Raw genomic sequence first — 25,638 nt, forward strand, 5'->3', positions numbered from 1 at the left:
TTTCAGCGACGATATTGATTATTTTGAATCTTGTTGATCGCCAGTTCTCGATTAGACTTTAGGATTTCATAGGTTTCCTGATCCTTGATGAGACTGGGGTCTTTTTGGATAAACTTGAAAATCTGCTGAATGATTTCAAGATATTCCTCAAGGATGTAATAAAACATCCATTGATCGACCCTTCTGCTTCCCAAAAGGCCAGCATTTTTCAAATAAATCAGGTGCCGACTGGTTTTGGTTTGGGTAAAATCTAAAATATGCTCCAAGTCAGAGATACTTAATTCTTTGTTTAACATCAGTAAATGGATTATCCGAACGCGTGGTTCTTCTGAAAGCGCCTTAAAAATTCGCAATCCATAGTTTAAACTGATATTTTTAAGTCTCATTAGTAAGTTTTAACTTGAAATCGAGGGTGAAAATAAAATTTCAGCCGAAATTAGACTAAACTCGCAGCTGTATTTTACAGTTGATGTTATAAGAACAACGTTACGTGAAAATTTCTTCTCCTCTTCTTTTAGTGCTGGTTTTGGGATTTTTTTTCCTGACCCAGATGTCATTTGCCCAAGATCAACGAGATAAAAAAGTCATCCAGTTGTCGGGTATTATCCTCAATGCAGACAGCACAGATGCTGTTCCTGGTGTAAATATTTATGTACCGAAAAAGGGAAGAGGTACAGTTTCAGGACGATTTGGGTATTTCTCCATGCCAGTTCTCGAAGGCGATAGCGTGGTTTTTACCTTTATCGGGTTAAAAAAGCAAGAATTCAAAGTTCCTGATAAGGTAGATAATGATAGAATCAGTTTGATCCTGACCATGGAGGTAGACGAAATCGCCTTGGCCGAAATTGAAGTAATGCCTTATCCGACTGAGGAGGAATTCAAAAAGGCTGTAATAGCCATGAATGTGGTGGATCCTATGGCTATTTCTAGGTCAAATATGAGTCCGGAGATGTTGCTTCGATGGGCTGAGTCTATGCCAGCTTCTGGCAATGAGAATTTCAGGTACTTCCAACAAGGGCAGATGTTGCAAAATCAGGATTTGTACGGGCCTAGACCTTTGCGGATTTTGGACCCATTTGCTTGGTCTCAGTTTATTCGATCTATCAAAAGAGGGGACCTAAAAAGCAAATAAGTAGGCTTTTTCAAACTCCTCACACCAATTTCTAAATAAATCCTAGACAAAGATTTGGTGTGAGTGATTTAAAAGAATATCTTTGTGCCTCGTTTCAAAAAGGCAAAAGAAAACTAGCGATATTATGAAAGCAGATATTCATCCAAACTACAGAGACGTAGTATTCTACGATACCTCAAGCGAGTTTAAGTTTTTGACCAAATCCACTATCGAGACTTCTGAAACAATCGAATGGACTGATGGCAAAACTTATCCAGTATTCAAAATTGAAGTGAGCTCTGAGTCTCACCCATTCTATACCGGTAAGAAAATGTTGCTTGACACTGCTGGTAGAGTGGAGAAATTCAACAAAAGATACGCGAAGAAGTAATCTTCTTTCGATCATTCTTAAAAAGTCTCCCGGAGCAAGGATTCCGGGAGACTTTTTTATTTTTGCCCTATGAAGCAAATCCTTTTGTTTGACGATCCAGCCATTCGCGGATCATTACTTCCTTTTACTTTTACTAGACCTGTTGCGGATATCCGGGTTGGAATTATGAAAATCTCAGAAAAATGGGAGAAGTATTCCGGTGTAGAGGTTTCTTTTTTGACTCAAGATTATCTGCAGAAAAAATTCCCTAGAAATTCAGGAATATCCTTAGCTGTAAATGGTTCTTGGCTGCCTGAAGAAGGCTCAATTGAAATTCTGAAAAGCCTTAAGGAGGACGAAGTTTTAGTTTCTGGAAAGACCATTCTGGCCACCTACATCGGCGAAACTGAAAAAAATCTAGGATCCGCTTTGGAGAAGAAACAAATTCAGCTGGAAATGGAGCCAGTTCTCCTTCAGAAGACTTGGCAGATATTCCAGTTTAATGCTGCAGAAATCAGAAAAGACTTTAATCTCCTTACCAAGGGAAGAGTTTCTCAAGCTATTACCGATCCACATACCATGGTTTATGGAAAGGAAAATATTTTTGTCGAAGAAAGTGCTAAAATCAAAGCAGCAGTTCTTAATGCTGAAGGAGGACCCATTTACATCGGGAAAAACACAGAAATTCAGGAAGGTTCCTTGATCAGAGGGCCATTTGCGCTTTGTGAAGGATCTACCATTAACATGGGTGCTAAACTCCGAGGAGATACCACCGTTGGTCCATATTCTAAAGTTGGAGGAGAGGTTTCCAACTCAGTAATCTTTGGCTATTCCAATAAGGGACATGAGGGATTCTTGGGTAATTCGGTCGTCGGCGAATGGTGCAATCTAGGCGCGGACACCAATACTTCCAATCTGAAAAATAATTATGCTCCCGTTAAGCTTTGGGATTATACCAAAGGTGGTTTTGCCAATACAGGCCTACAGTTTTGCGGCTTGATGATGGGCGACCATAGCAAATGCGGCATCAACACCATGTTTAATACCGGAACAGTCGTCGGAGTCGGTGCGAATATTTTCGGGGATGGATTTCCAAGAAACTTTATTCCTTCCTTTTCATGGGGAGGGGCAGCAGGATTCTCTACCTTCACTTTACCTAAGTTCGAAGAAACTGCCAAGGCAGTTTATGGACGAAGAGGAAAGGAATTTACTTCCGAAGAAAAAGAAATTTTGGAGAAGGTTTTTGAATTGACCAAATCCTATAGAATTTGGGAAAAAACCACCTGATAAGCTCATGCAATTTGCTGAAATACCGGGTCTTCCCGAAACCAAAGAAAAGCTCCTCAATGCGATCAAATTCAATCATTTGGCGCATGCCTTGCTTTTCCATGGCCCTGAGGGATCAGCCAATTTGACCATGGCTTTGGCCTTGGCTACTTATCTTTTTTGCGAAAATCCGGGTGAGACAGATTCTTGTGGTACCTGTGCCAATTGCCAGCGGATGAAGCGCCTGGTAGTACCAGATTTAAGTTTTGCATTTCCAGTAGTCTCTAGTTCCAAGGAAGATGATGGACAGGAAGATGAAAAGGAAGGAAAGACTGATGTCCTTTCGAATTGGAGAAAGTTTGCGACAGAGCAGCCCTATGGCAATGTGCATGACTTCATTTACTTCAATGGATTTGAAAAAAAGCAGCTGAATATTTCTAAATCAGCTGCAAGAAAAATCATTCAGACTCTCTCCTTGATGTCTTTCGAAGGTGGGTATAAAATCATGCTCATCTGGGCTCCGGAATTTTTACATCCTTCTGCGGCAAATTCCTTGTTGAAAATAATTGAAGAACCGCCGGCAAAGACAATTTTCATGTTGGTTACTTCTCAAGCGGATCACTTATTGACGACCATTTTGTCCAGAACCCAAAAGATTTTGGTGAGGGCTTTTTCAGACGAAGAAATCAAATCTCATTTGGTTGATTCCGGACTCTGCGAGGCCAAGGCAGCAGAGCAAATTGCCATGCTTGCCGATGGAAACCTCAGGGAAGCTTACCGACTTCTCGACCAGGTAGAAGATCAGACAGTAAGACAGGTTAGAGACTGGTTTAGATTGTGCGCAACCAGGAACCTTAAGGATATTTTTATCCTTTCAGATGATTTTCACAAAGCGGATAAAGAGGCACAAAAGTCGCTCATGCTTGCAGGTTTGAATGTGACCAGGGAGATCATGCTGAAGAATTTGGACTTGGACGCACTTTTAAGGACTACCGAAGAAGACCGAACGTTTATTGATAATATCAGTAAGAAAATTCTTACTGAAGAACATGCTTTAAAAATGTATGAGGCCTTTAATCAGGCTCATTATCATTTGGAAAGAAACGGAAATGCCAAGATGATTTTCACGGATTTGTCCATGGAGATCCTGTTGATGATGGCTAAAAACTAATCCCATGGATAAGAAAATCATCGGGAGAAAAGAAAAAATCACCTTGCCGGAACTAGGGCTGAATTTGGTTTGGGCAAAAATTGATACAGGAGCCTATACCAGCAGTCTCCATGCAGAAGAGATTCGAGAAATCGAATTAAACGGAAAGCCAGTTTTGACTTTTCAAATCCTGATGCCTAGCCATCAAAAATTCACGGGTAAAACCCTGACTTTTGAAAAATTCAGAAAGAAGAAAGTCAAAAACTCCTTTGGACATGCAGAGGAAAGGTATCTGATCGAGACGAAAATTCAATTGGCTGGGGAAACCTACCGCGCGGAATTTACGCTCACGGATCGGTCGAGCATGAAAAACTCGATTTTACTGGGAAGGAAAATTCTTAGGGGACGCTTCTTGGTAGATGTTTCACAAACCAACTTGGGTAAATCACACCGCCACAAAAAATGAAAATTGCAATCCTATCCAGGAATCCTAAATTATATTCCACCCGCAGGCTTTTCCAGGAAATCCAAAATTCGGGACACGAGGCCTTGATTGTTGATCATAGCCTTTGCGATCTGATTATTGAGCAGGAGGGCCCATCCATCATTTATAAAGGCCAAAAATTAGAGGGGATCGATGCTATCATTCCGAGAATTGGTGCTTCGATTACTTTTTATGGAACTGCTGTAGTTCGCCAATTTGAGCTAATGGGTGCATTTTCTGTGGTCAATTCCCAAGCGATTGTTAGGAGTAGAGATAAGCTAAGAAGCTTACAAATCCTCTCCAAAAACGGCTTGGGAATGCCGAAAACTGCCTTTACCAATTTTTCCAAAGGTGGAGAAAAGCAACTGATCGAACAGGTTGGCGGAGCTCCTGTGATTGTCAAATTGCTAGAGGGTACTCAGGGATTGGGAGTAGTTTTGGCTGAAACCAAAAAAGCCGCACAATCTGTTGTCGAAGCTTTTCATGGACTTAAGGCAAGAATTATTGTTCAGGAATTTGTAAAAGAGGCTAAGGGAGCTGATATCCGAGCATTTGTGGTGAATGGAAAAGTGGTGGGAGCAATGAAAAGACAGGGCGCAGAGGGAGAATTCAGATCCAATTTACATAGAGGAGGAGTGGCAACTGTCATCAAACTTTCTCGGGCTGAAAAGCAAGCAGCTTTAAATGCAGCCAAAGCCCTTGGTTTGGATGTGGCGGGAGTAGATATGCTTCAATCTGCCCGAGGACCTTTGATTTTGGAGGTGAATAGTTCTCCAGGATTGGAAGGAATCGAAGCTGCAACCGGAATCAATATTGCCGGAGAGATTATCAAATTTGTCGAAGAAGGAGTAAGGAAAAAGTCTTCGAAAAGAGAAAAGCATTAAATGAGCAGGAAAATAAAAATCGGAACCAGAGGAAGTAAGTTGGCGCTTTGGCAAGCCTACCATGTGGAGGAATTGCTGAAAAAAGCCGGACTGGAATCTGAAATCGTGATTATTGATACCAAAGGAGATCAGATTCTAGATGTTTCAATTTCCAAAATCGGGTCTAAAGGAGTCTTTACCCAAGAGCTGGAAGACCAGTTGCTGGATGGAAGAATAGATATCGCGGTTCATTCTGCCAAAGACATGCAGTCCAACTTGGCGGAAGAATTTGAACTCATCGCCTTTACTGAAAGGGAAAAAGAAAACGATATTCTTTTATCCAAGCAAAAAGGGATTTCTATCAAAAACACCACTCAGTCTCTAGTCTTGGGCACGTCCTCAACCCGGAGAGTTGCGACGCTGAAGCATTTTTATCCGCATGTAAAGACTGTTGACGTACGCGGAAATCTTCAAACACGAATTCGAAAAATGGAGGAGGGGCTTTGCGATGCGCTTTTATTGGCTTATGCTGGGGTTCACCGAATGGGCTATGAGGAAATGATAGCCGAGTACCTGGATCTGGAGGAATTTACCCCAGCAGTGGGACAAGGCTCAGTAGCCATTGAGGCTTCAAAAGCATTGAATTCAGAGTTGAAAGAACAAATTATAAAAGCATGCAACCATCCCGAAACTGAAGCAAGACTACGGGCAGAAAGGGCATATCTCCGGGTTTTGGAAGGAGGATGCAGCATTCCTGTGTTTGCCTTGGCAAATTGGGAAAAAGGAAAACTTACTTTAAAAGGTGGAATCGTTAGCCTTGATGGGAAGAAAAGAATTTCCTTTGAAGTCCTAGGCGATGGTTCCCAGCCTGAAGCTTTAGGAAATGAATTGGCTGAAAAAGTTTTGGCTGCCGGAGGAAAGGAAATTTTAGATCAAATCAAAAAAGCACAATCCTGATATGAAAAAAATCACCCGTTTACTTTTTGTGTTTCTCTCTTTGCTCAGCTTTTGGGCTTGTGGAAAAGACAAGGATTATCTCATTACAATTTCCACTCGGCATGGGGAGATTAAGGCCATTTTATTTGACGATACTCCTGAGCATAAGGCTAATTTTATTGCTTTGGCGGAAGCTGGAAGATTTGATTCGACCCAATTTCACCGGGTTATTGAAGGGTTTATGGTTCAGGGTGGGGATGTTTTCGGGAAAGAAGGTCTTCCTGCTGAACAGTGGCCTACTTTACCTGCTGAAATCTCCACAAATCATGTCCATGTCAAAGGAATGATTGCGGCAGCCCGACAAGGCGATAATATCAATCCTCAGAAAAGAAGTAATGGCTCCCAATTTTACATCGTTCAGGGAAGAACTTATGAGGCTTTGGAATTGACTACGGACTTTACAGCTTTGCAAAAGGCTGTTTTTCAGTTTATGCAATTGGGAAGTCAACAAGAGTTGAAGCAGGAATATAACCGGCTTTACCAAGAGGAAAAGTTTGACAGTCTGACCAATTTGATTCTTTCCAAGCGAGATGAAATTGCCAAGACCTTGAATATCAAATTAACCAAGGACTATACTCCAGAGCAGATTAAAGCCTATGCAGAAATTGGCGGGACTCCTCATTTGGATTTCGAATACACAGTTTTTGGGCAGGTGCTTTCAGGGTTGGATGTAGTGGATAAAATAGCTATTGAACCGACTACACGGGAAGTGCCTAACAATCCGGTAATTATGACAGTGACTGTAGAAAAAGTATCCAAGAAAAAAATCGAAAAAGAATTTGGCTATGTCTATCCTCAATCCAAATAAACCAAAAATCCTGATTACAGGGGCTAATGGCCTTTTGGGTCAAAAGCTTGTCGAACAGTTGGTTGAGGAGGGGAAGTTTCATGTTATTGCTACTGGAAAAGGAGAATGTCGTCTAAAAGGGGATGGCTTTACCTATGTAACTTTAGATATCACCAATCCAGAACAGGTGGAAGAGGTCTTTGATCACCTCGCTCCTGAAACGGTAATTCATGGTGCAGCCATGACCCATGTGGATGAATGCGAACTTCACCAAGAGGCCTGTTTTTTGGCTAATGTCAAAGCAACAGAATACCTGATTAAAGCCGCTGAGCGAGTTAATTCTCATTTCATTTTCGTATCCACGGATTTTATTTTTTCTGGAGAGGATGGAAATAATCCCTACGACGAAGAAGCCGAGCCGGATCCGGTGAATTTTTATGGTTGGACTAAATTGGAGGGAGAGCGATTGCTTCGGGAGTCGAAATTGAAATGGGCTATTGCCAGAACCGTTTTGGTATATGGTATCGCTAATGACCTCAGTCGATCCAATATTATTCTTTGGGTGAAATCTTCTTTGGAACAAGGAAAGGAAATCCAGGTGGTAGATGACCAAGTAAGAACTCCAACTCTTGCGGAGGATTTAGCCGCTGGATGTATCCTGATTGCAGAGAATGAGGCGACAGGAATTTTTAATATTTCAGGGTCCGACCTATTGACTCCTTATGATATGGCCATGGAAACAGCCGAATTTTTCGGTCTTAACAAAGCCTTAATTAAAAGGACGGATTCTACCCAATTCAAACAAGCAGCCAGAAGACCGATGAAAACTGGCTTTATCATCGATAAAGCTCGAAAACAGCTCGGATACGAGCCGAAAACTTTTCAAGCGGGGATAGGTATTTTGGCAAAACAAATTATCTTAGCCCGCTCTTAAATAGCAGTATACACCCTTTAATTTAACTTTAGCATCATCTATGGCAGTTAGTTCAAATAGCGAAGAAAGAGGTCAATTTGGATCTAGTCTGGGCTTTATCATGGCAGCGGCAGGTTCGGCCGTTGGATTGGGTAATATTTGGAGGTTTCCTTACCTCACCGGCGAAAACGGTGGAGGAGCTTTCGTTTTTGTTTACATCCTTTGTGTATTATTCATTGGTTTGCCTTTGTTGTTCAATGAAATTGCCCTAGGAAGAAAGTCTAGAAAAAACCCAATCGGGGCTATCCGTGATACAGGTGGAAATAAGATCTGGCAACTGGCAGGTGTACTCTGCGTGATGGTCTGTTTCTTCGTATTCAGCTATTATTCTGTGATTGCGGGCTGGACTGTGGGATACATTTTCACTGAAATAATCAATATTCCAATTGACTTTGAAGAGTTTGTGGAGACGCCGTTGTACGTGATTCCGTTGACCTTCTTCTTTATTTTGATGACCATTCTGATCGTGTTGGGCGGAGTTTCAGGAGGTATCGAAAAGGCTGCAAAATTCTTGATGCCAATTCTATTTATCATCATCCTATTTATCGCGGGTAGATCTGTGACACTTGAAGGTGCTGAGGCTGGTATTCAATACTATCTTAACCCAGACTTTTCCAAGATTAATGGAACTGTAATTCTACAGGCAATGGGTCAGGCCTTCTTCTCCATGTCTGTTGGATGGGGCTTGATGATCACTTTCGGGTCTTATTTGGATAAGAAATCCAACATTATTCAATCCTCTGGCTGGATTGCTGGGATGGATACTGCGGTTGCCCTTTTGGGTGGTTTGATGGTTTTCCCTGCATTATTTGCCTTGCTTCCAGGAAAAGATCCTGCTGCAGGTCCTGCCTTGGTTTTCGATGTTTTGCCTAAAGTATTTGATGCGATGCCAGGTGGAAATATCATCGGTGGATTGTTCTTTATCCTGTTGATGGTAGCCGCTTTGACTTCAACTATTTCAATGCTGGAGGTTCCAGTTGCTTACCTGATTGATGACAGAAAGTGGAATAGAAAAACCGCCACCTGGACTGTTGGTATTGCAGCAATGGTACTTTCCATTCCATCTGCCCTTTCTTCTATTGAGGGAAATGTTTTTGCTGAAATCCGATTCACTTTCTTAAGCAATGAATTGGTTGGATTCTTCGGTGCAATGGACTTTATCTTCGGAACTTTCGCTGTAATTGTGATCTGTTTGATGCTTTCCCTGTACACAGGATGGGGTCAGAAAATTTCCGACTATGCGGATGAATTAGCTTTAGGAGCTCCTGGATTTAAAGGAGTTTTCAGAACAGGTTGGATATTTTTCATCAAGTGGGTTTGCCCAATTGTGATTATCCTTTTGATCTTGAATATGATTGGATTATTTGGGGCCCCTCAAGCAGCATAAGATTTAATTCTCAAGAATTTGAAAAGGGAGTTTAATACTCCCTTTTTTTATTTTGTTTAAGGATTTAAATGGACTATCTTATAGATCGTTAGTTCTAAAGCACCAAATGAAGGTCCTCCTAGTAGATGATGATTTGATCCACTTGACGATTTTGAAGAAGATCTTTGAGAAATCACATGATGTCGTGATCACTGCTAGAAATGGAATTGAGGCCTTAAGGCAATTGGAGTTTGATCCGGGCTTTAATGTGATTCTTACCGATATCATGATGCCAGAGATGGACGGGGTAGAGCTTTTGGAGCATATTCGGGAAAGTGATTCCACCAAAAACATCCCAACTATTGGATTCACGTCCGGAGATGTTGAATTTTTTAGAAATAAAGCCCACAACCAATTCGATGAATTAGTGGCAAAGCCAATGGACTTTTTTGACCTCTATACCTTGGCAAAATCTCAGGCCAGAACCACAATTAATTAATTTCTTTGGCAAGAGAATTGCGAAAGGTGCGTTTACACTTTGAAAATTAAACGCTAAACCACAACGCAATGAAAAAATTACTCTTTTCTCTTGCCCTTTTTTGGGGAGTAACTCAGGCATTTTCACAAAATGGAGTTGGAATCAAAGCTGGATTGAGCAGTACTAGTCTTGATTTTAAAAGCAAGCAATTCGTACCTGCAGACGCCCAAACTGGGTATCATGTGGGTTTATTTGGAAGATTTGGCGGCGCTGGATTTTTTGTGCAGCCAGAGGTTCTCTTTACACAGACCAGCGGGGAATTCGCCTTCATCCCAAATGGGGCCAGCGGAGGAACAGCTCCTGAGAATTACAAAGCAGAATTTAACCGATTGGACATCCCGGTGATGGTTGGATTTAGGTTGCTCAAAGTCATTCGATTAATGGCGGGTCCAATCGCCAGTGTCAACATCGATTCCAAGCTAAAGGATGCGGGTAATACAGTTCAAGATGTGGAGTTCAAAAAAGCCACTTTAGGCTACCAAGCTGGTTTGGGGGTTGACCTAGGAAATTTGTCTATTGAAGGAAAGTATGAGGGAGGATTAAGCAAAGTGACGGAAAATATTGGTTCCTTCAGCACCGACAATAGAATCAACCAGTGGGTTTTATCTGTGGGATTTAGAATTTTTTAAGTCCATTTGAAAGTCAAAAAAAAGCCTCTGATTTAAATATCAAAGGCTTTTTCATTTACTTATTCTCCATCATCAGTGGCCCGGGCTTGGACCAATCGTGGATTTGTTTCAAGTCGACCACATAAACGCTTCTACCATGAGTTCCTATTACGAGATGGTTTTCTCTTTCCTGAATTACCATGTCGTAAATCGCCACATTTGGAATTTCCCCTTGGAATAGATTCCAATTCTTTCCTAAATCTGTACTGACATACAAGCCGTGATCTGTCCCTAAATAGAGAATGTTAGGCATTTTGGGATCCTCGATAATGATGTTTGTGGATTCATCAGGAAGATTACTTTTTAGCGAGGTCCAAGTTTTGCCATAGTCTTCACTCATGTAGACATAGGTATTGAACTCGTCAAAGCGATAGCCATTCAGCGTAATGTAGACACGGCCCTCCTTGAATTTTGAAGGGGAAATGCTGCTCACCCATCGATCTTGAGGAAGTCCAGCGTTCAGACTGGTCCAGTTACCTCCATTATTTCTGGTGATCCAAACATTTCCGTCATCTGTACCGGCATAAATCGTCCCAAATTCCAAAGGAGATTCCTCAACCACAGATAGCGTTGCAAATGGCACGTTACCGCTTTTCTGGTTTTTAGTAAGGTCTGGTGAAATTGTATTCCAGGTATTTCCTTGATCCAATGATTGATATACATATTGAGATCCCATGTACACAATATCCTGATTGTGGTAGCTTAATTCAGCTGGAGTTCTCCAGTTCCAACGATTCGGAGCATTTCCGATGTCATGACCAGGGGTGATTCTTCTTCGTTCTCCCGTCTTTTTATTGATTCTGAAATAGCTACCAAACTGGGAGCCAGTATAGACAATGTCGTTGTCTCGGGTATCTACAGCGACGACCATTCCATCACCCCCCATCAATGGATCCCATCGATCTTCTGGCTTATTGGTAGACTTACCATACCAAACTCCATTGTCCTGCATGCCCCCATAAATGTTATAGGGAGTGGCATTGTCTACCATAATAGAGTAGAATTGAGATATCGGCATCTGAGTATTGAGGTGATCCCAAATAGCTCCGCCACCAAAGCTTCGGTAAAGACCTCCGTCATTGCCCAATAAAATATGTTTGCTGTCTTTAGGATTAATCCACATGCTTTGGTGGTCTGAGTGCGGATCTCCGATGGAGTCGGTTCTGGAGAAATTTTTCCCTCCGTCTCTGGAAACCAGAAGTGGTACACCTAAGACAAAAATTTCATCCGGATTGCTGGTGCTTACCCGGATTTCTCCAAAGTAATAGCCGTACGTATTGTAGAGATTTCGAATGTCTGATTCCGAAACTAGCTTCCAGCTCTTACCTGCATCCTCGGAGCGATAAACTTCTGCTCCTTTAATCGGCTGGCCAAACATGGCCGCATTGGCATCTACTGCACCTCCATTATAGCTGGCAATTTGTGTAGTAGTGATTTTACCTGTTTGGAGTTGACGCTTGATTTCAGCAGCATCATATTTGGTTGAAAATTGATTCCTTCTCAAAAATCCATCGAGCTTTTTATCGTCCAACCCAAGAGCTTCTTCCATGCTCATGGTCTTGAAGCTTTCAAAAGTCAATGGGTTTTCTTCCTGCTGCTGATTGCCTCTTCTTCTTGGTTCTGGGGCAGGCTTATCTGATTTTCCTTGATTATCTAAAAGAGCATAGACTACATCCGGATCGCTTTGGGCAAAATCAAATCCGATTCTTCCTACGAATTCATCCTGAGGAAAACCGGTTATGGATTTCTTCCAGGTATTTCCCCCATCCTCTGATCTCCAGATTGCTGAGCCTTTGCCATTGCCGATAAAGTCATGCGCCTGTCTGAATCTTTCCCAGCTGGAAGCCAACAAAATGTCCGGATTAATTGGATGGACTTTGATGTCAATGATCCCGGTATTGTCATCGATGAAAAGAACCTTTTTCCAGGATTTTCCCCCATCAGTGGTTTTGTAAAGTCCACGTTCCTTGTTTTTAGAATACAAAGAACCCATGGAACCTACCCAAACGATGTCCGGATTGGTCGGGTGAACTTGAATTTGCCCGATATGGTGGGAGTGGAGCAAGCCCATCATTTCCCAGGTTTGGCCTCCGTCGGTAGATTTATAGACGCCTGCACCGGCATAGGTAGAGCGGCTGGAGTTGTTTTCCCCTGTTCCCACCCAAAGGATGTCGTTATTGGATTTGGAAAGTGCCATTGCACCAATTCCAAGGGCTCCTTGATTGTCAAAAATGGGAGTAAAGGATTGCCCATTATCGACAGTTTTCCAAACCCCGCCCGAGGCAGCCGCGATATAGTAAGTGTTAGTGTTGTTGGCGACTTCAATGTCCACTATCCTGCCGGACATATTGGTTGGGCCGACATTTCGAGCTTTGAAATCTTTTAGAGGTGTGGAGGAAAGTAAGGATTTATGCTTTTCTACCGATTCCTGAAGTGCCTTTTCAGAGGTAGGTTTGATGTCTTGCGCAAAGGAACTAAAGGAAATTAGGCCCGCAGCGACAAGAATAAAGTAAGAGGTGTTTTTCATGTGGATTTTTTTGATCAGAAGGGAATATAAGCAAAGGGAATCAAAGAGTCAGAATCTCCTTGAAAGGAGGATTAATATTAGGTTAATGGGTAAAAAAAATCCGCAACATCTGCTGCGGATTCTTAATTTTCAGATTTTGAAAGTTATCCGATCAAATTCCCTTCGTCATCCCAAACCGCAACTTTTGCCCGATCTTCTGGTTTGAGGTAGATGCTGAGATATTTTTCAGGATTGGAAAGCCCATGTTTGTCCAAGACGTTTTGAGGAACGCCATCCCATACATTAGCCTGATTGCCCATATAGCCCATATATTTCCAGCCGGCTTCGGTTGAAAAATAACCTGAGCAAGTGAGGTTTCTCAGCATATTAAACCAACGCACGCCACCGGAATATTCGGGGGTTGCTTTGTCAGGCCAGGCTACCAAGTCGACGATTTGGATCACCTCATCCTGAGATAATTCATTGAAGGTTTTGCCGAATAGTTCACCCGCCTCAAAGTCTAGCCACATTAATCCACCACGCATTGGAGTCTGCATTCCTGATTGGTCCTTCATCATAAATTCGATGAAATCAGGGACTTTTAATTCAGTTGCGGAGGGAGAATCTGGACCGGCAGGCATAATGATGTCTACTAGGGTGTTAAGCTTTTTCTTTTCCTCCTCAGTGAAAAAAGTCTCCGAAAGCAACTTTGCATCCCGGGCTTTTTCTTCCTCAGTTCTCCCACCTGGGGTTCCTCCGGAAAATACCTGGCCTTGAACAGCCTCTTGTTCAGGTTCGCATCCTGTCAATAATAAGCCTGCACCGACAGAGCCAGTAAAGAGCAGTTTTAGGTTTTCTCTTCTGTTCATGGCTTAGATATTTTTTTGTTTCAATTGTTCAACAATGTAATCTGAGGTTCTCCAGGAAAGCGCCAAAATCGTCCAGGTTGGGTTTTTATCTGCTTGAGAAACAAATGAGCCTGCATCAACCACAAAAAGGTTTTTGCAGTCATGAGCCTGACAATTTGAGTTTAACACTGAGGATTTTGGATCATTTCCCATTCTTGTAGTTCCTACTTCATGGATGATTCTTCCCGGAGCGGCTAGCCCGTACATAGTATCAGGACCTGGTTTATTCCCCAAAAGAATTGCTCCAGCATTGGTCAGGATTTCTTCAAAAGTATCTTGCATGTGCTTGGCTTGCTTGATTTCCTGGTCGGTCCATTTGTAATGGAAGCGAAGTACAGGGATACCATATTTATCCACCACATTAGGGTCGATTTCACAATAATTGGAGTATTGAGGGATACTTTCACCTCGGCCTGACATTCCTAAAGTTGATCCATAAACACGACGGATATCTTTCTTTAAGCCTTCTCCATAGCCTCCATTTGGACTTGGGTTTCCGAATTCATCCTTGAGATATTTTCTCAAAGAATCCATTCCATTTCCTGCTCCATATCCTGGCTGTCCCATTCCTCCCCAGTATTCAATATGGTATCCTCTGGCAAAGTCCAACTTTTTGTTATCCATCCACCAAGGGGTATACATGTGCATGCCGCCTACACCATCTTCGTTATATCGCTCCCGATCGATCAAATCTGGCATAATTCCGGATCGACTTGCTCCTGTTGAATCATGGAGATAGCGACCCAAAACTCCAGAATCCCCACCGATACCATTCGGATGTGATTTGGATTTGGAGTTCATCATGATTCTTGAAGTTTCGCAGGCTGAAGCTCCCAAGACAACTACCCTTGACTTCAACTTATATTCTTTCATATCCACTTTGGAAACGAAAGAAACTCCGGTAGCAAGTCCTTGGTCGTTGGTTGTAACTTTTCTTACCATGGAATAGGTGTAAAGGTCAACTTTCCCCTTTTTCATAGCTGGGTGAATCAAGCAAGTGCCAGATGAGAAATCTGCATAAGCCTGACAAGCCCGATTACATTGCGCACAGAAAAAGCAAACCCCACGCTCATTATTGATCGGGCGGGTCAGCATGGAAAGTCGTCCGGGAATCATAGGAATTCCGGCTTTATCAGCTCCTTTTTTTATAAAAAGCTCATGAAGTCTTGGTTTGGGAGGAGGTAGGAAAAAGCCGTCTGGCTCGTTGTAGATGCCTTCTTTGGACCCGAAAACGCCAATTAATTTATCGACTTTGTCATAGTAGGGTTTGACGTCCTCATAGCCAATTGGCCAGTCATCGCCCATTCCGTCTATGCTGGCTCTTTTGAAATCATTCGGCCCAAATCGTAAAGAAATTCTCCCCCAGTGGTTTGTTCGTCCTCCCACCATTCTTGATCTGAACCAGTCGAATTGGGTTCCGTCTTTTCTGGTGTAAGGTTCGCCCTCGATCTCCCAGCCTCCGATTGCCTGGTCAAAATCTCCAAAAGGACGGATTTGAGTACCTGCACCTCTTCGGGGAGATTCCCATGGTGGCCTGAGTTGGGTTCTATCTTCTTCTTTTGCCGGGTCAAAATCTCCTCCGGCCTCGACCACTGCCACGCTCAGACCAGCTTCAGAAAGGATTTTTGAGGCCATTCCGCCTCCGGCTCCCGAACCTACAATGATTACATCATAGGAGTCTGGGGATTCTTTGATTTGAAAGCTCATTTGCAAAAATTTTAAACAAGTCTAAAATATAGGGTAAAATTTTAGCTCATTAAAATCCATTTGTATAGAAATCCAAAAAGGGTTCTGTAAAAAGTGTGTGGAATCATAAAAATCAAAAAAGGCTCCTGAATAATAGTATTCAAGAGCCTTTTTCAAAACTTAAAGTTTAGCTTGTATATAGGGCCAAATCGTCTCAAGGACAATTTTGTGTCCAGCTTCAGTGGGGTGAATTCCATCTGGCAGATTTAGTTCAGGCATTCCCGCCACTCCTTCCAAAAGGAATGGAATTAGGGTTACATTTTTCTCTTTGGCCACATCTGGATAGATGGCTTTGAACTCTTCGGTATACTCCTGACCCATATTTGGTGGAATCTGCATTCCTGCCAAAATGATTTTGGTATTGGGATACTTGGCACGAACCTTATCGATGATTGCCAATAAATTACTCTTTGTCTCGCTTAGCTGAATTCCCCTCAGTCCATCATTACCACCTAGTTCCAAAACAAAAATCGAAGGTTCGTCTTCCAGGAACCAGTCCAATCGACTCAATCCTCCTGCTGTGGTTTCGCCACTTAGTCCTCCGTTGATGACTTTGTAATCCATTCCCAGACTATCAATTCTGGCTTGGGTAAGACCGGCAAAGGAATCATCCTGATCAATCCCATACCCTGCAGTAAGGCTATTTCCGAAGAATAGAATTGTTTTTTGCTTGGTTTCTACGGAAGTGGTTTCTGTATTACTTTCCTCGGCAGCTTTCTTTTCTGCGGAATTTCCGCAGGAAAGGATGAAAAAAGCCAAAGCAATTTGGAGTAAAAAGGAAGAAGCGTAGCGTTTGAATTTCATGTCTTGGGTTTTTCTTTCAAAAGGATTTTGATCCAAAAGGTTTTTATAAGACTTCGGGTTCAAATTTAACCCTAAAAATAAATTAAGTGTTTGTCGACCAAAATCTCTCTTCTGTCGAGTCTCATTGGGCAGGCATGTATAATTTTCTTTTCTTTATGTCAAATCCTAAACTCAAGGGAAATTTCTAACAAACTGCATTCTAGTTCGTTTGATTTTCCTATCTCTAAACACCAAGCTTTTCATGAGTATTTTATCCATACGAAATCTGAGTAAAACTTATCAGAGCGGAAGCCGAAAGCTCACCGTTCTTGAAAATGTGAATTTTGACATCCAAGCTGGCGAAATGATCGCCATCGTAGGCCCTTCAGGAAGTGGAAAAACCACACTCCTTGGACTTTGTGCTGGACTTGATTCTGGATCTGATGGTTCGGTGGTTTTGAATGGAAATGCTTTGGAAAAGCTCAATGAGGATCAAAGGGCTGAGGTTAGAAACAAGGATGTCGGCTTTATTTTTCAAAACTTCCAATTACTTCCTACCCTGACTGCTTTGGAAAATGTCATGGTTCCTTTGGAATTGAAGAAAAGAAAAGATGCCAAAGAAAAAGCGTTGGAACTCTTGGAAAAAGTAGGCCTAAAAGACCGGGCAACCCATTACCCTACCCAGCTTTCTGGTGGAGAGCAGCAGCGAGTTTCTATTGCCAGAGCTTTTGCCAATGAACCAAAGATATTATTCGCTGACGAACCAACGGGTAATTTGGATACCGAGACTGGTGAGATGATAGAAAAACTCATTTTTGACCTGAACAAGGAAAAAGGCACCACTCTAATTTTAGTTACCCACGATTTGGATCTGGCTGCCAAAACCCAACGAATCATTCATATCAAAGGCGGAAAAATACAGGAGGATGCCCATGCCTGATTACGGTTGGATTATTAAAATGGCCATGAGGGATTTCCGAAAAAATCTCTCGCGCCTGTTGCTTTTTGTTTCTTCAATTGTGGTAGGTATAGCGGCTTTGGTTGCTATCAGCAGTTTTGGAGAAAATCTGGTCAAAGACATAGACAATCAAGCCAAAGAGCTTCTTGGAGCAGATTTGGTTCTTGAAAATAACAAGCCTCTTGGCGATCAGGCCTTGGATACAGTTGCCACTCAGTTGGCATCTGAGGTCAATTTTGCATCCATGGTTGCATTTCCTCAAACTGGTGCTAGCCGTCTGACTCAGGTTAGAGCTTTGGAGGGGGATTTCCCTTTTTATGGGAAATTAGAGACAGTTCCTGTTGAGGGTGATGCAAATTTTAGAAGCGGGGGAAGAAAGGCTTTGGTCGAAAAAACCTTGATGGCTCAATTCAATGCACAAGTTGGGGATTCGATCAAAGTTGGTGCGGTCACATTTCAGATTGTAGGTGAGTTGCAAAAGGTTCCCGGGCAAACTGGAATCACGGCTACCGTGGCTCCTGCAGTGTATATTCCTATGGACTTTTTGGCGGAAACAGGATTGGTGCAATACGGCAGTAGAGTTGAATACAATCGCTACCTGCAATTTGCCGAAGGAACGAATGTTGAAGAACTGATTAAACCTTTCGAAGACGTATGGGAAATTGAACGGGTCGATGCAGATACAGTTGAAGACAGAAAGAGATCAACAGGGAGATCTTTCGGCAATCTCTCTAATTTCTTGAGCTTGGTGGCCTTCATTGCACTTCTTTTAGGATGTGTGGGTGTAGCATCAGCCGTCAATGTCTTTGTCAAAGAAAAACTGGCTTCAGTTGCAGTTTTGAGATGTTTGGGAGTTTCTTCCAAGCAAGTTCTTTTGATTTATCTGACTGAAATTGTAGTCATGGGCCTTGCAGGAGCCATTATGGGATCTGCCTTGGGTACTTTACTTCAATTTATTCTTCCGGCGGTTTTCTCGGACTTTTTACCAGTGGAGGTAACTGTTGGGATTTCCTGGACATCAGTTGGATTTGGGATCATTACAGGGCTTTTTGTCTCAGTGCTATTTGCGCTTCTTCCCTTGCTAAAAGTCAGAAATGTCTCGCCGATGGCAACGCTTCGCCCTGAGACTGCTGATTCTACACTGATTAAAGATCCTGCGAGATGGCTAGTCATTATTGGGATCTTGCTTTTTGTTTGGGGCTTTAGCTTCTATTTGCTGAAGCAAATGCTTTGGGCTTTTGGATTTACCGCATTCGTTCTGGTCGCATTTGGAGCACTTTGGGGGGTTGGAAATCTGATCATGTGGGCAGTAAGGCGGTTTTTGCCAATTACCTTGAGTTATCCTTGGAGACAAGCTTTGGCAAATCTCTATCGTCCTAATAACCAAACCATTTCTTTGATTGCCACGATTGGATTGGGTACAGCTATGATCAGTACCTTGTTTTTCTTGCAAAATCAATTGTTGGAGGAGGCAAAGTTTGCTGACAAGGAAGACCAGCCTAATATGCTGATGTTTGATATTCAGACTCCTCAGTTAGAAAACGTCAAGCAAAAAGTTACAGACAGAAGCTTGAGGATTCTTCAGGAAGTCCCTATCGTGACCATGCAGCTCAATGAAATCAATGGAGTTGACAAAAAAGAAAACGAGGAATTGCCTGATGAGGAAAACTATTCGCGTTGGTTGTACAATCGCGAATTCAGAGTGACTTACCGAGATACCTTAATTTCATCAGAGACACTCACTTCAGGGGAGTTGATCCCACTTGGATCAAGGGGAGATAGTATTTTTGTTTCTTTAGAAAAAGGTTTTGGAGAAGGAAATGGGCTGAAAATCGGGGATGAATTGGAATTCAATGTCCAAGGCCGACCGATCAAAACCTACATCGGAAGTTTTAGAGATGTGAAGTTTAATCAGGTTTCGACCAACTTTCTGGTTTTATTCCCAAGCGGAGTTTTGGAACAGGCACCTAAGTTTCATGTGATCATTACAAAAACCAAGAATGACAGGCAAGCCGCCGATGTGCAATCTGAAATCGTACGGGAGTTTCCGAATATTTCCATCATCAACTTGGGAACTATTGTCGAGACCCTCGAAGAGATTTTAGGTAAGATCAGTTTCGTAATTCAGTTTATGGCCTTTTTCTCCATTGCAACGGGAATTTTGGTGTTGATCAGTTCATTGATCATCAGCAAATATCAGCGAATGAGAGAAAGTATTTTGCTCCGAACCCTTGGGGCAAGCTCAGGAATTGTTCGGTTGATCAATACTTTGGAATATTTCTTCTTGGGAAGCTTGGCCTCTCTATCCGGAATTCTTTTGTCATTCTTGGCGATTTTCCTTCTAGGGAAATTTGTGTTTGAAATGAATTTCAGTCTGGCCTGGAAAGAAGGATTGGTCATTTATCTGGCTATTACAGGATTGACCATTGTGCTAGGGTGGTTGAATGGCAGAAGAATAATCAATCAACCTCCTATGGAGATTTTGAGAGGAAATGGGTAAAAATTAGAAATGAGAAAATAAAAATAATAAGAAGCCTTCGGAGACGGAGGCTTTTTCCTTGGGTGAAAAAACAAAAACCCCTTCAAAATTGCTTCTGAAGGGGTTTTTTGTACCCAGGGCCGGAGTTCCCGATATTCGCTTCGCTTCATCGGGATAAACTTCTCCTCCGTCAAGTCTTTAAATCAAAAAAGCTCCATCTAAGAAGAAGGAGCTTTATTTATTGTACCCAGGGCCGGAGTCGAACCGGCACGAGTGTAACCTCATTGGTGTTTGAGACCAACGCGTCTACCAATTCCGCCACCTGGGCAGGTGTTTCAATGAATGCTGGGGGTGTTTGACTTTCGTCTACCGTCCACGATAGCCATCGGGACAGCCACTTTAGCATTTCAAGTGATTCCGTTCCTTGCTGAACGGGCTGCAAATATGAAAACATTTTCTTTTCTCTCCAATACCCTTAACGGACTTCCTGCAATTTTTTTGAGCTAAAAGCGACAGGTTTTGCAGCAAATAGAGTCTTGGTAAAGCCCCAAACGGATTTAAATAGCTCAGAATCACGATACTTATTTAAGGCTTCCTCGCTTTCCCAAATGCTGTAAGTCAAGAAAATATTTTTTTCAGAAAAGTCCTGCCAAAGCTCTAAATGGGTGCATCCCGGAAAATTTCTGATATTTTCTTTGTTTGCTTCAAAGTTGGAAAGGAAATCAGCCGTCTTTTCCGGTTGAAAGGTCATACGTACTATCCGGACCAGCATTAGGATTCAAAGTTGATATATACTACACTGTCCCGCTTGAGGCCTAGGAGATTTCCTCCATGACCGTGATGGATTCCGATTTCCAATAAATCCAAGCTATTGAAAAATGCATAAGGGTCGCCTGCTTCGACTTGGTCGTAGCCAGTTTGTAATTTTTGCACAGATTCCCGACCAAATTGAATGGTAAATTTTCCTGGATTGAGTTTTTCAAAGACTTCCCTGCGAATATTTGTAATCAAATTGCCGTAGCGATCTATTCTGATCACATGTCCTAGAATATGTTCTTTGGTGGCCTTTGCCTGTCGGGACATCAGCTTTCTGAAATTTGTCAGAGGCCCGCCAAAATCATGAATAGCTGCGCCTGAAGCCACTTTTGCTGCGATTGGTGCCAAAATATCCCTTGTTGGAAAGGGGGTATCTTTCAAGTGAATATCTGCAAACTGAACCATGATCCCAGGATCTTGATCAGCCAATAGGCTAAGGATGCCATTATTTGGCCCGACAAAAATGTGGTCTTCCAATTTCACTCCGATATAACCATGAGTCATCGTTCCTGTTGTATTGATACCTACCAGATGGACAGTTCCTTTTGGAAATTCCCGGAAAGAATACCTCAAAACAAATGCGGCATGCTCTAAATCGTAGGGTTCTATGCTATGAGAAATATCAATAATGCTCAATTGTGGATTGATGGAAAGCATTCTGGCTTTAACAGCCGGAACGTAATAATCTTGATCCCCGAAGTCAGAGAGGAAAGTAACCAATGCCATACAAGCAAGTAGATTAAAATTGTGTAATTTTGTTAATGGGGGGCGAACAAAAATATAAATTTTATCCTTTAGCCTTCAAGGTTTAATTAAATCAAAAAACAAGTTTGGTAGAAAAAGTAATCACCTTAGAAAATGTCCCATTGGCTGAATTTTTAGGCACTGCCAATGAAAACATACGTCAAATCGCCCAGGCATTCCCTCAAAGTAAAATTGTGTCGAGAGGAAATGAAATTCGAATTCAAGGTGGAGCCCCTGAAATTCTTCGGATTAACGATCTGATCAATTTGCTTTTGGAGCATTTTGATCGATTTGGACACCTTACGCCTGAAAATGTAAAAGACTACCTAGATATCGAGGGAATTCCTTTTGAGGAAGCCAACCGAGACCAAGTTATTGTTTTTGGAAATAAAGGTTTGGTGATCAAACCTAAATCTGCCAACCAAAGAAAATTGGTAGAGGCAGCTATGAAAAATGATTTGGTTTTTGCCCTTGGTCCTGCCGGTACGGGTAAAACCTACATTGCAGTGGCTTTGGCTGTTCGGGCATTGAAGAATAGAGAAGTAAAGCGAATTATTATTACCCGACCAGCCGTCGAAGCGGGAGAAAATCTCGGGTTTTTGCCAGGGGATTTGCAGGAAAAACTAGATCCTTACTTGCGTCCAATCTATGATGCATTGGCGGATATGGTCCCGCCAGAAAAGCTCAAATACTACCAAGAAACTCGTGTAATTGAGATTGCTCCTTTGGCTTACATGAGGGGTAGGACCTTACACGATGCTTTTGTGCTGCTAGATGAAGCTCAGAACACGACTTCCGAGCAGATCAAAATGTTCCTGACCAGAATGGGGCCAAATTCCAAAGTTATAATTACCGGAGACCAAACTCAGGTCGACTTGCCGGTAAGGCAAAAATCTGGTCTTTCTGAAGCTTTAAGAATTCTTCATGAGGTTAAAGGAATTGGGATCGTAAACCTTAGTGGTAAGGATGTGATTCGTCATAAGTTGGTGAAGGCGATTATCGAGGCTTACGAAAAAAATCAGGAGGAAAAAGTTCAGACTAGAAATGACTCCCTCGGTAGAAAAAATAACGGATAAGAGCTCTTTAGAATCTGCTTTCGAGATTCGGAGACAGGTTTTTGTGATCGAACAAAACGTGGATCCGCTTCTTGAAAATGATGAATTTGAAGAATCTTCAACCCATTTTTTAGCCAAAATAGATGGGAAGGCAGTGGGAACTGCCAGATGGAGAATTACAGAAAAAGGGGTCAAACTGGAAAGATTTGCAGTTCTCCAAAATTCAAGAGGACGTGGGGTAGGTCAGGCCTTAGTTGAAGCGGTATTAGCCGATATTTCCAAAAATCCGGAATCAAAGAATAAGCTGAAGTACCTAAATTCCCAATTGACAGCTATTCCGCTTTATGCGAAATTCGGTTTCGCAAAGGTTGGGGAAATGTTTGAAGAATGTAATATCCAACACTTCCAAATGCAATTGGCCTAAAACTTGAACTAAAAAACTTAAAATCAATTGTTATGAAAAAAATTATCCTTTCTCTAGCCATTTTGTGCTTTGCTAGCCATTTTTCTATCGGACAGCAAGTGATTTCCTCTTCCTCAGGAAACGCCAATAATCCTTACGTAGGAAACTTCAATAATGAAATAAAGCTAAATTTCTTGAATTTGATCTGGCTTGGATCTTTTGAAGTCGCCTATGAAAAATATTTGAGCGAAAGTCATTCTATTGAATTCCAAGGTCTATTTAATGATCGATTTGGGTTTAATAATGAGAATAATGGGAAAAAATATAAGACCAACTCGGTGCAAGCTGCCATGCACTTTTATTTTGGTGACAATCCCAACGGAAGATTTCATATTTACCCTTTATTAAAAGTTAGATTTGGGGATTTCGAAGAGGTGAAAAATGGAGACTTAACAACTACAGATATGACTTCCTTTATATTTGGTGGTGGCTTTGGGTATAAGTGGGAGGTTTCTGATCATTTTGCATTTGGACCTTATGCCAGTATTTCCAGAGGCTTTAGCAAGGAAGTAAATGATAGATTTTCTGAGATCGAAGTAAACGGAGGATTCAGCTTGGGCTATAGATTCTAAAACTTACCAAACAAAAAATTAAGAGCTCTTTGGGGCTCTTTTTTTTGCCCAAAAGATCCTAAATTCAGGATAAGATTTTTTTTACGATGCGTTTTTCAAACTTTCCATTTTTAAGGTATTTGCCCTTTTTTGCCATAGGCATTTTGCTTGGTGAGCAAGTTAATATTCCCATATGGATTTCAGGTTTGTCTCTATGCATTGGCTGGTTGATCTATTTTCTGATTTTAAATCAGGGAGGAAAAATCAAAGTCAACGTTTTGGCTTCACTGGCCTATTTTCTACTTTTTGTTTTCGGGTTTACTTTGGCCCAGTGGGATGGAGAACTTAGACGTGAGAATAATAAACTTCATCCTCATCCAATTCTAGCGTATACGGCTGTGGTCCAAAAATTTGATTTGGCAAAGCCAAATTCTTCTGAAAACCTTCTTCAAATCATAGCTATAAAGGATTCTCTTGGCTGGCATCCATATAAGCAAAAAGTATTGGTGTATCATCAGAATGAGAATGGTTTGATTCCCGGCCAGACTCTCTTGGTATCCAAAACTCCTGAGGAAGTTGCTGGACCCACTTTTCCTAATGAATTTGATTACAAGGAATTTTTACTTCGAAAAGGGATTGTTTACCGCCAATTCATCGGGAAGGATTTTCAAATTATTGACTCTATTTCTCACCCTTCATCAAGCCAAAAACTTCTTTTTTTCAAGAATAGGCTTTCAGAGATTTTAGATCAAAACTTGAATTTTCCTGAATCCAAACAAATCGCCTCAGCCTTATTACTGGGAGAAAAGGACAGTTTGGATAAGGAATTGAGAAAATCCTACGCAGAAACTGGAACTATGCATATTCTTGCGGTCTCTGGACTTCATGTTGGGATTATATACGCAATCCTTCTTTTTCCCCTAAATCGCCTTAGAATCAGTACTTCGAAAAGAAAAATCTATCTGACTGGAGTAGTGTTGTTGATTTGGGTTTATGCTGTGCTGACTGGTTTTTCTCCCTCTGTGATCCGGGCAGCTACTATGTTCAGCCTTTTTTCTTTTGGACAAATGCGAGCCAGAAAGCCTTCTGTATGGAATATTCTTGCCTTTTCTGCCATGCTCATGATGGTTTTGGATCCTGGAGTAATCCATGAAGTTGGATTTCAATTGTCGTATGCAGCTGTTGCAGGGATTGTGGGACTTCAGCCTTTGATAGTTCGCTTATGGCTTCCCCGGCATTGGATTTTGGAATATTTCTGGCAATTGGCGGCAGTCAGCTTAGCAGCTCAATTGGCCACTTTCCCCTTATCCGTTTACTATTTCCATATTTTCCCGACTTATTTTCTTTTGGCAAATCTCATCATTGTCCCCATGGCCTTCGTCTCCATGGCTATAGGTTTGGGTTTTTTCGGAGTGTTTTGGATTCCAGGTTTGGGAAAAATCACTGCCCTGCTACTGGATTGGTGGATTTTTTTACAAAACTGGGTGACCGGGCTATTTCAGAATTTACCGGGAGGAGTGATGGAGAGGCTGACGATTTCTTTTGCTGCCATGGTATTCGTTTGGGCGCTTTTGGTGATTTGGGGAAATTGGGAATGGGGAAATCGAAAGCGGTTGATTTACTTTGGTCTTATCGTATTTGTTTTTTGGAGAGTTGAACTCTTGATTCAGGAAATAAAAAGTCCTGCGAAGGAGATTTTTATCTATTCTAGAGAAAATCAAAAAATACTAGATCTTCGGGTCGGGAGTCATTTTCTCTCTTGGAATCTCAGTTTTCCCGCTGAACAGCTTTCATTTTCTGTTGACCCAAATCGCCTGGCAAACACTTGGCCTCTGATTCCTGAGGAGATTAAAGGGGTCTCAAAGGATTCTTTAGTGTTTTTTCCAAGTTTTGGCTTAAGTTTTTCCTCCTCTCAAAATAAATTCGAGCTTGATCCAAGCTTAGGATTTACTTTGAGGGAATTTGGAATTCCCCAAGAGTAAATTTTCTATAAAATACTTTCCAATTAAAAAGTCTTACTTGGCGAAAGGCTAAGTATGGCCTAATTTACACCTACC

General features: G+C 41.8%; 25 protein-coding genes and 1 tRNA gene. 18 read left to right on the forward strand and 8 right to left on the reverse strand.

Annotated features, from left to right (window positions below; translation table 11 throughout):
• Positions 1-2 precede the first annotated feature (2 nt).
• Entirely contained in the window at positions 3-386 is a 384-nt protein-coding gene (locus DFQ04_RS14040; RefSeq protein ID WP_133556933.1) for an ArsR/SmtB family transcription factor, read from the reverse strand.
• Between the two features lie 164 nt (positions 387-550).
• Between DFQ04_RS14040 and DFQ04_RS14045 the strand changes: the two genes are divergently transcribed.
• The 12 genes from DFQ04_RS14045 to DFQ04_RS14100 all read left to right on the forward strand — a co-directional run bounded on the left by DFQ04_RS14045 (position 551) and on the right by DFQ04_RS14100 (position 10,533).
• Positions 551-1,132 (forward strand): carboxypeptidase-like regulatory domain-containing protein, encoded by a 582-nt coding sequence (locus tag DFQ04_RS14045; RefSeq protein ID WP_133557579.1) that lies wholly within the window; start codon positions 551-553, stop codon positions 1,130-1,132.
• Between the two features lie 124 nt (positions 1,133-1,256).
• Positions 1,257-1,502 carry a type B 50S ribosomal protein L31 gene (locus DFQ04_RS14050; RefSeq protein ID WP_133556936.1) on the forward strand — a complete coding sequence of 82 codons (246 nt, stop codon included), beginning with the start codon at positions 1,257-1,259 and terminating at the stop codon, positions 1,500-1,502.
• A 69-nt stretch (positions 1,503-1,571) separates the two neighbouring features.
• Positions 1,572-2,768 (forward strand): GlmU family protein, encoded by a 1,197-nt coding sequence (locus DFQ04_RS14055; RefSeq protein ID WP_133556938.1) that lies wholly within the window; start codon positions 1,572-1,574, stop codon positions 2,766-2,768.
• A gap of 7 nt (positions 2,769-2,775) precedes the next feature.
• The gene (locus DFQ04_RS14060) at positions 2,776-3,918 is read left to right on the forward strand and encodes a DNA polymerase III subunit (RefSeq protein WP_133556940.1); all 1,143 of its coding nucleotides are present in this window, start codon (positions 2,776-2,778) and stop codon (positions 3,916-3,918) included.
• A gap of 4 nt (positions 3,919-3,922) precedes the next feature.
• Complete coding sequence (locus DFQ04_RS14065; RefSeq protein ID WP_133556942.1) at positions 3,923-4,363, forward strand: ATP-dependent zinc protease family protein; 441 nt, start codon at positions 3,923-3,925, stop codon at positions 4,361-4,363.
• On the forward strand, positions 4,360-5,265 hold the full coding sequence (gene rimK, locus DFQ04_RS14070) for a 30S ribosomal protein S6--L-glutamate ligase (RefSeq protein ID WP_133556944.1): 906 nt from the start codon (positions 4,360-4,362) through the stop codon (positions 5,263-5,265). The genes DFQ04_RS14065 and rimK overlap by 4 nt, the downstream gene beginning before the upstream one ends.
• The gene (gene hemC / locus DFQ04_RS14075; RefSeq protein WP_133556946.1) at positions 5,266-6,201 is read left to right on the forward strand and encodes a hydroxymethylbilane synthase; all 936 of its coding nucleotides are present in this window, start codon (positions 5,266-5,268) and stop codon (positions 6,199-6,201) included.
• 1 nt (position 6,202) lies between these two features.
• On the forward strand, positions 6,203-7,048 hold the full coding sequence (locus tag DFQ04_RS14080; RefSeq protein ID WP_133556948.1) for a peptidylprolyl isomerase: 846 nt from the start codon (positions 6,203-6,205) through the stop codon (positions 7,046-7,048).
• Positions 7,026-7,961, forward strand: a complete 936-nt coding sequence (locus DFQ04_RS14085; protein WP_133556950.1) for an SDR family oxidoreductase — start codon at positions 7,026-7,028, stop codon at positions 7,959-7,961. The genes DFQ04_RS14080 and DFQ04_RS14085 overlap by 23 nt, the downstream gene beginning before the upstream one ends.
• Before the next feature lie 40 nt (positions 7,962-8,001).
• Positions 8,002-9,387, forward strand: a complete 1,386-nt coding sequence (locus DFQ04_RS14090) for a sodium-dependent transporter (protein ID WP_133556952.1) — start codon at positions 8,002-8,004, stop codon at positions 9,385-9,387.
• Positions 9,388-9,493: 106 nt separating this feature from the next.
• Positions 9,494-9,865, forward strand: a complete 372-nt coding sequence (locus DFQ04_RS14095; RefSeq protein WP_133556954.1) for a response regulator — start codon at positions 9,494-9,496, stop codon at positions 9,863-9,865.
• Positions 9,866-9,933: 68 nt separating this feature from the next.
• Positions 9,934-10,533 (forward strand): porin family protein, encoded by a 600-nt coding sequence (locus tag DFQ04_RS14100; RefSeq protein ID WP_133556956.1) that lies wholly within the window; start codon positions 9,934-9,936, stop codon positions 10,531-10,533.
• A 55-nt stretch (positions 10,534-10,588) separates the two neighbouring features.
• Here DFQ04_RS14100 and DFQ04_RS14105 read toward each other — a convergent pair whose 3' ends face one another.
• The 4 genes from DFQ04_RS14105 to DFQ04_RS14120 form a co-directional block, all read right to left on the reverse strand.
• Entirely contained in the window at positions 10,589-13,099 is a 2,511-nt protein-coding gene (locus DFQ04_RS14105; RefSeq protein ID WP_133556967.1) for a WD40/YVTN/BNR-like repeat-containing protein, read from the reverse strand.
• Positions 13,100-13,242: 143 nt separating this feature from the next.
• A complete protein-coding gene (locus DFQ04_RS14110; protein WP_133556969.1) occupies positions 13,243-13,947 on the reverse strand; it encodes a gluconate 2-dehydrogenase subunit 3 family protein in 705 nt (234 codons plus the stop codon).
• A 3-nt stretch (positions 13,948-13,950) separates the two neighbouring features.
• Positions 13,951-15,693 carry a GMC family oxidoreductase gene (locus DFQ04_RS14115; protein ID WP_133556971.1) on the reverse strand — a complete coding sequence of 581 codons (1,743 nt, stop codon included), beginning with the start codon at positions 15,691-15,693 and terminating at the stop codon, positions 13,951-13,953.
• 159 nt (positions 15,694-15,852) lie between these two features.
• Positions 15,853-16,536 (reverse strand): arylesterase, encoded by a 684-nt coding sequence (locus DFQ04_RS14120; RefSeq protein ID WP_133556973.1) that lies wholly within the window; start codon positions 16,534-16,536, stop codon positions 15,853-15,855.
• A gap of 241 nt (positions 16,537-16,777) precedes the next feature.
• Between DFQ04_RS14120 and DFQ04_RS14125 the strand changes: the two genes are divergently transcribed.
• Both DFQ04_RS14125 and DFQ04_RS14130 read left to right on the forward strand, forming a co-directional pair.
• A complete protein-coding gene (locus tag DFQ04_RS14125; protein WP_133556975.1) occupies positions 16,778-17,455 on the forward strand; it encodes an ABC transporter ATP-binding protein in 678 nt (225 codons plus the stop codon).
• Positions 17,448-19,973: an ABC transporter permease gene (locus DFQ04_RS14130; protein WP_133556977.1), complete on the forward strand. Its 2,526-nt coding sequence runs from the start codon at positions 17,448-17,450 to the stop codon at positions 19,971-19,973. The genes DFQ04_RS14125 and DFQ04_RS14130 overlap by 8 nt, the downstream gene beginning before the upstream one ends.
• A gap of 223 nt (positions 19,974-20,196) precedes the next feature.
• Here DFQ04_RS14130 and DFQ04_RS14135 read toward each other — a convergent pair.
• The 3 genes from DFQ04_RS14135 to DFQ04_RS14145 form a co-directional block, all read right to left on the reverse strand.
• Positions 20,197-20,280: transfer RNA gene (locus tag DFQ04_RS14135), tRNA-Leu, on the reverse strand.
• Between the two features lie 147 nt (positions 20,281-20,427).
• Positions 20,428-20,724 (reverse strand): putative quinol monooxygenase, encoded by a 297-nt coding sequence (locus DFQ04_RS14140; RefSeq protein ID WP_133556979.1) that lies wholly within the window; start codon positions 20,722-20,724, stop codon positions 20,428-20,430.
• Positions 20,724-21,494, reverse strand: coding sequence for an SAM hydrolase/SAM-dependent halogenase family protein (locus DFQ04_RS14145; RefSeq protein WP_133556981.1), 771 nt, complete (start codon positions 21,492-21,494; stop codon positions 20,724-20,726). The genes DFQ04_RS14140 and DFQ04_RS14145 overlap by 1 nt, the downstream gene beginning before the upstream one ends.
• A gap of 104 nt (positions 21,495-21,598) precedes the next feature.
• Between DFQ04_RS14145 and DFQ04_RS14150 the strand changes: the two genes are divergently transcribed.
• From DFQ04_RS14150 to DFQ04_RS14165, 4 genes are all read left to right on the forward strand, one after another.
• A complete protein-coding gene (locus DFQ04_RS14150; RefSeq protein ID WP_133556983.1) occupies positions 21,599-22,588 on the forward strand; it encodes a PhoH family protein in 990 nt (329 codons plus the stop codon).
• Positions 22,557-22,991, forward strand: a complete 435-nt coding sequence (locus DFQ04_RS14155) for a GNAT family N-acetyltransferase (RefSeq protein WP_133556985.1) — start codon at positions 22,557-22,559, stop codon at positions 22,989-22,991. Before DFQ04_RS14150 ends, DFQ04_RS14155 begins: the two co-directional genes overlap by 32 nt.
• A 32-nt stretch (positions 22,992-23,023) precedes the next feature.
• The gene (locus tag DFQ04_RS14160; RefSeq protein ID WP_133556986.1) at positions 23,024-23,602 is read left to right on the forward strand and encodes a porin family protein; all 579 of its coding nucleotides are present in this window, start codon (positions 23,024-23,026) and stop codon (positions 23,600-23,602) included.
• An 86-nt stretch (positions 23,603-23,688) separates the two neighbouring features.
• Complete coding sequence (locus DFQ04_RS14165; protein ID WP_133556988.1) at positions 23,689-25,563, forward strand: ComEC/Rec2 family competence protein; 1,875 nt, start codon at positions 23,689-23,691, stop codon at positions 25,561-25,563.
• Positions 25,564-25,638: the final 75 nt, after the last annotated feature.

This window comes from Algoriphagus boseongensis, assembly GCF_004362805.1.
Lineage (GTDB): Bacteria > Bacteroidota > Bacteroidia > Cytophagales > Cyclobacteriaceae > Algoriphagus > Algoriphagus boseongensis.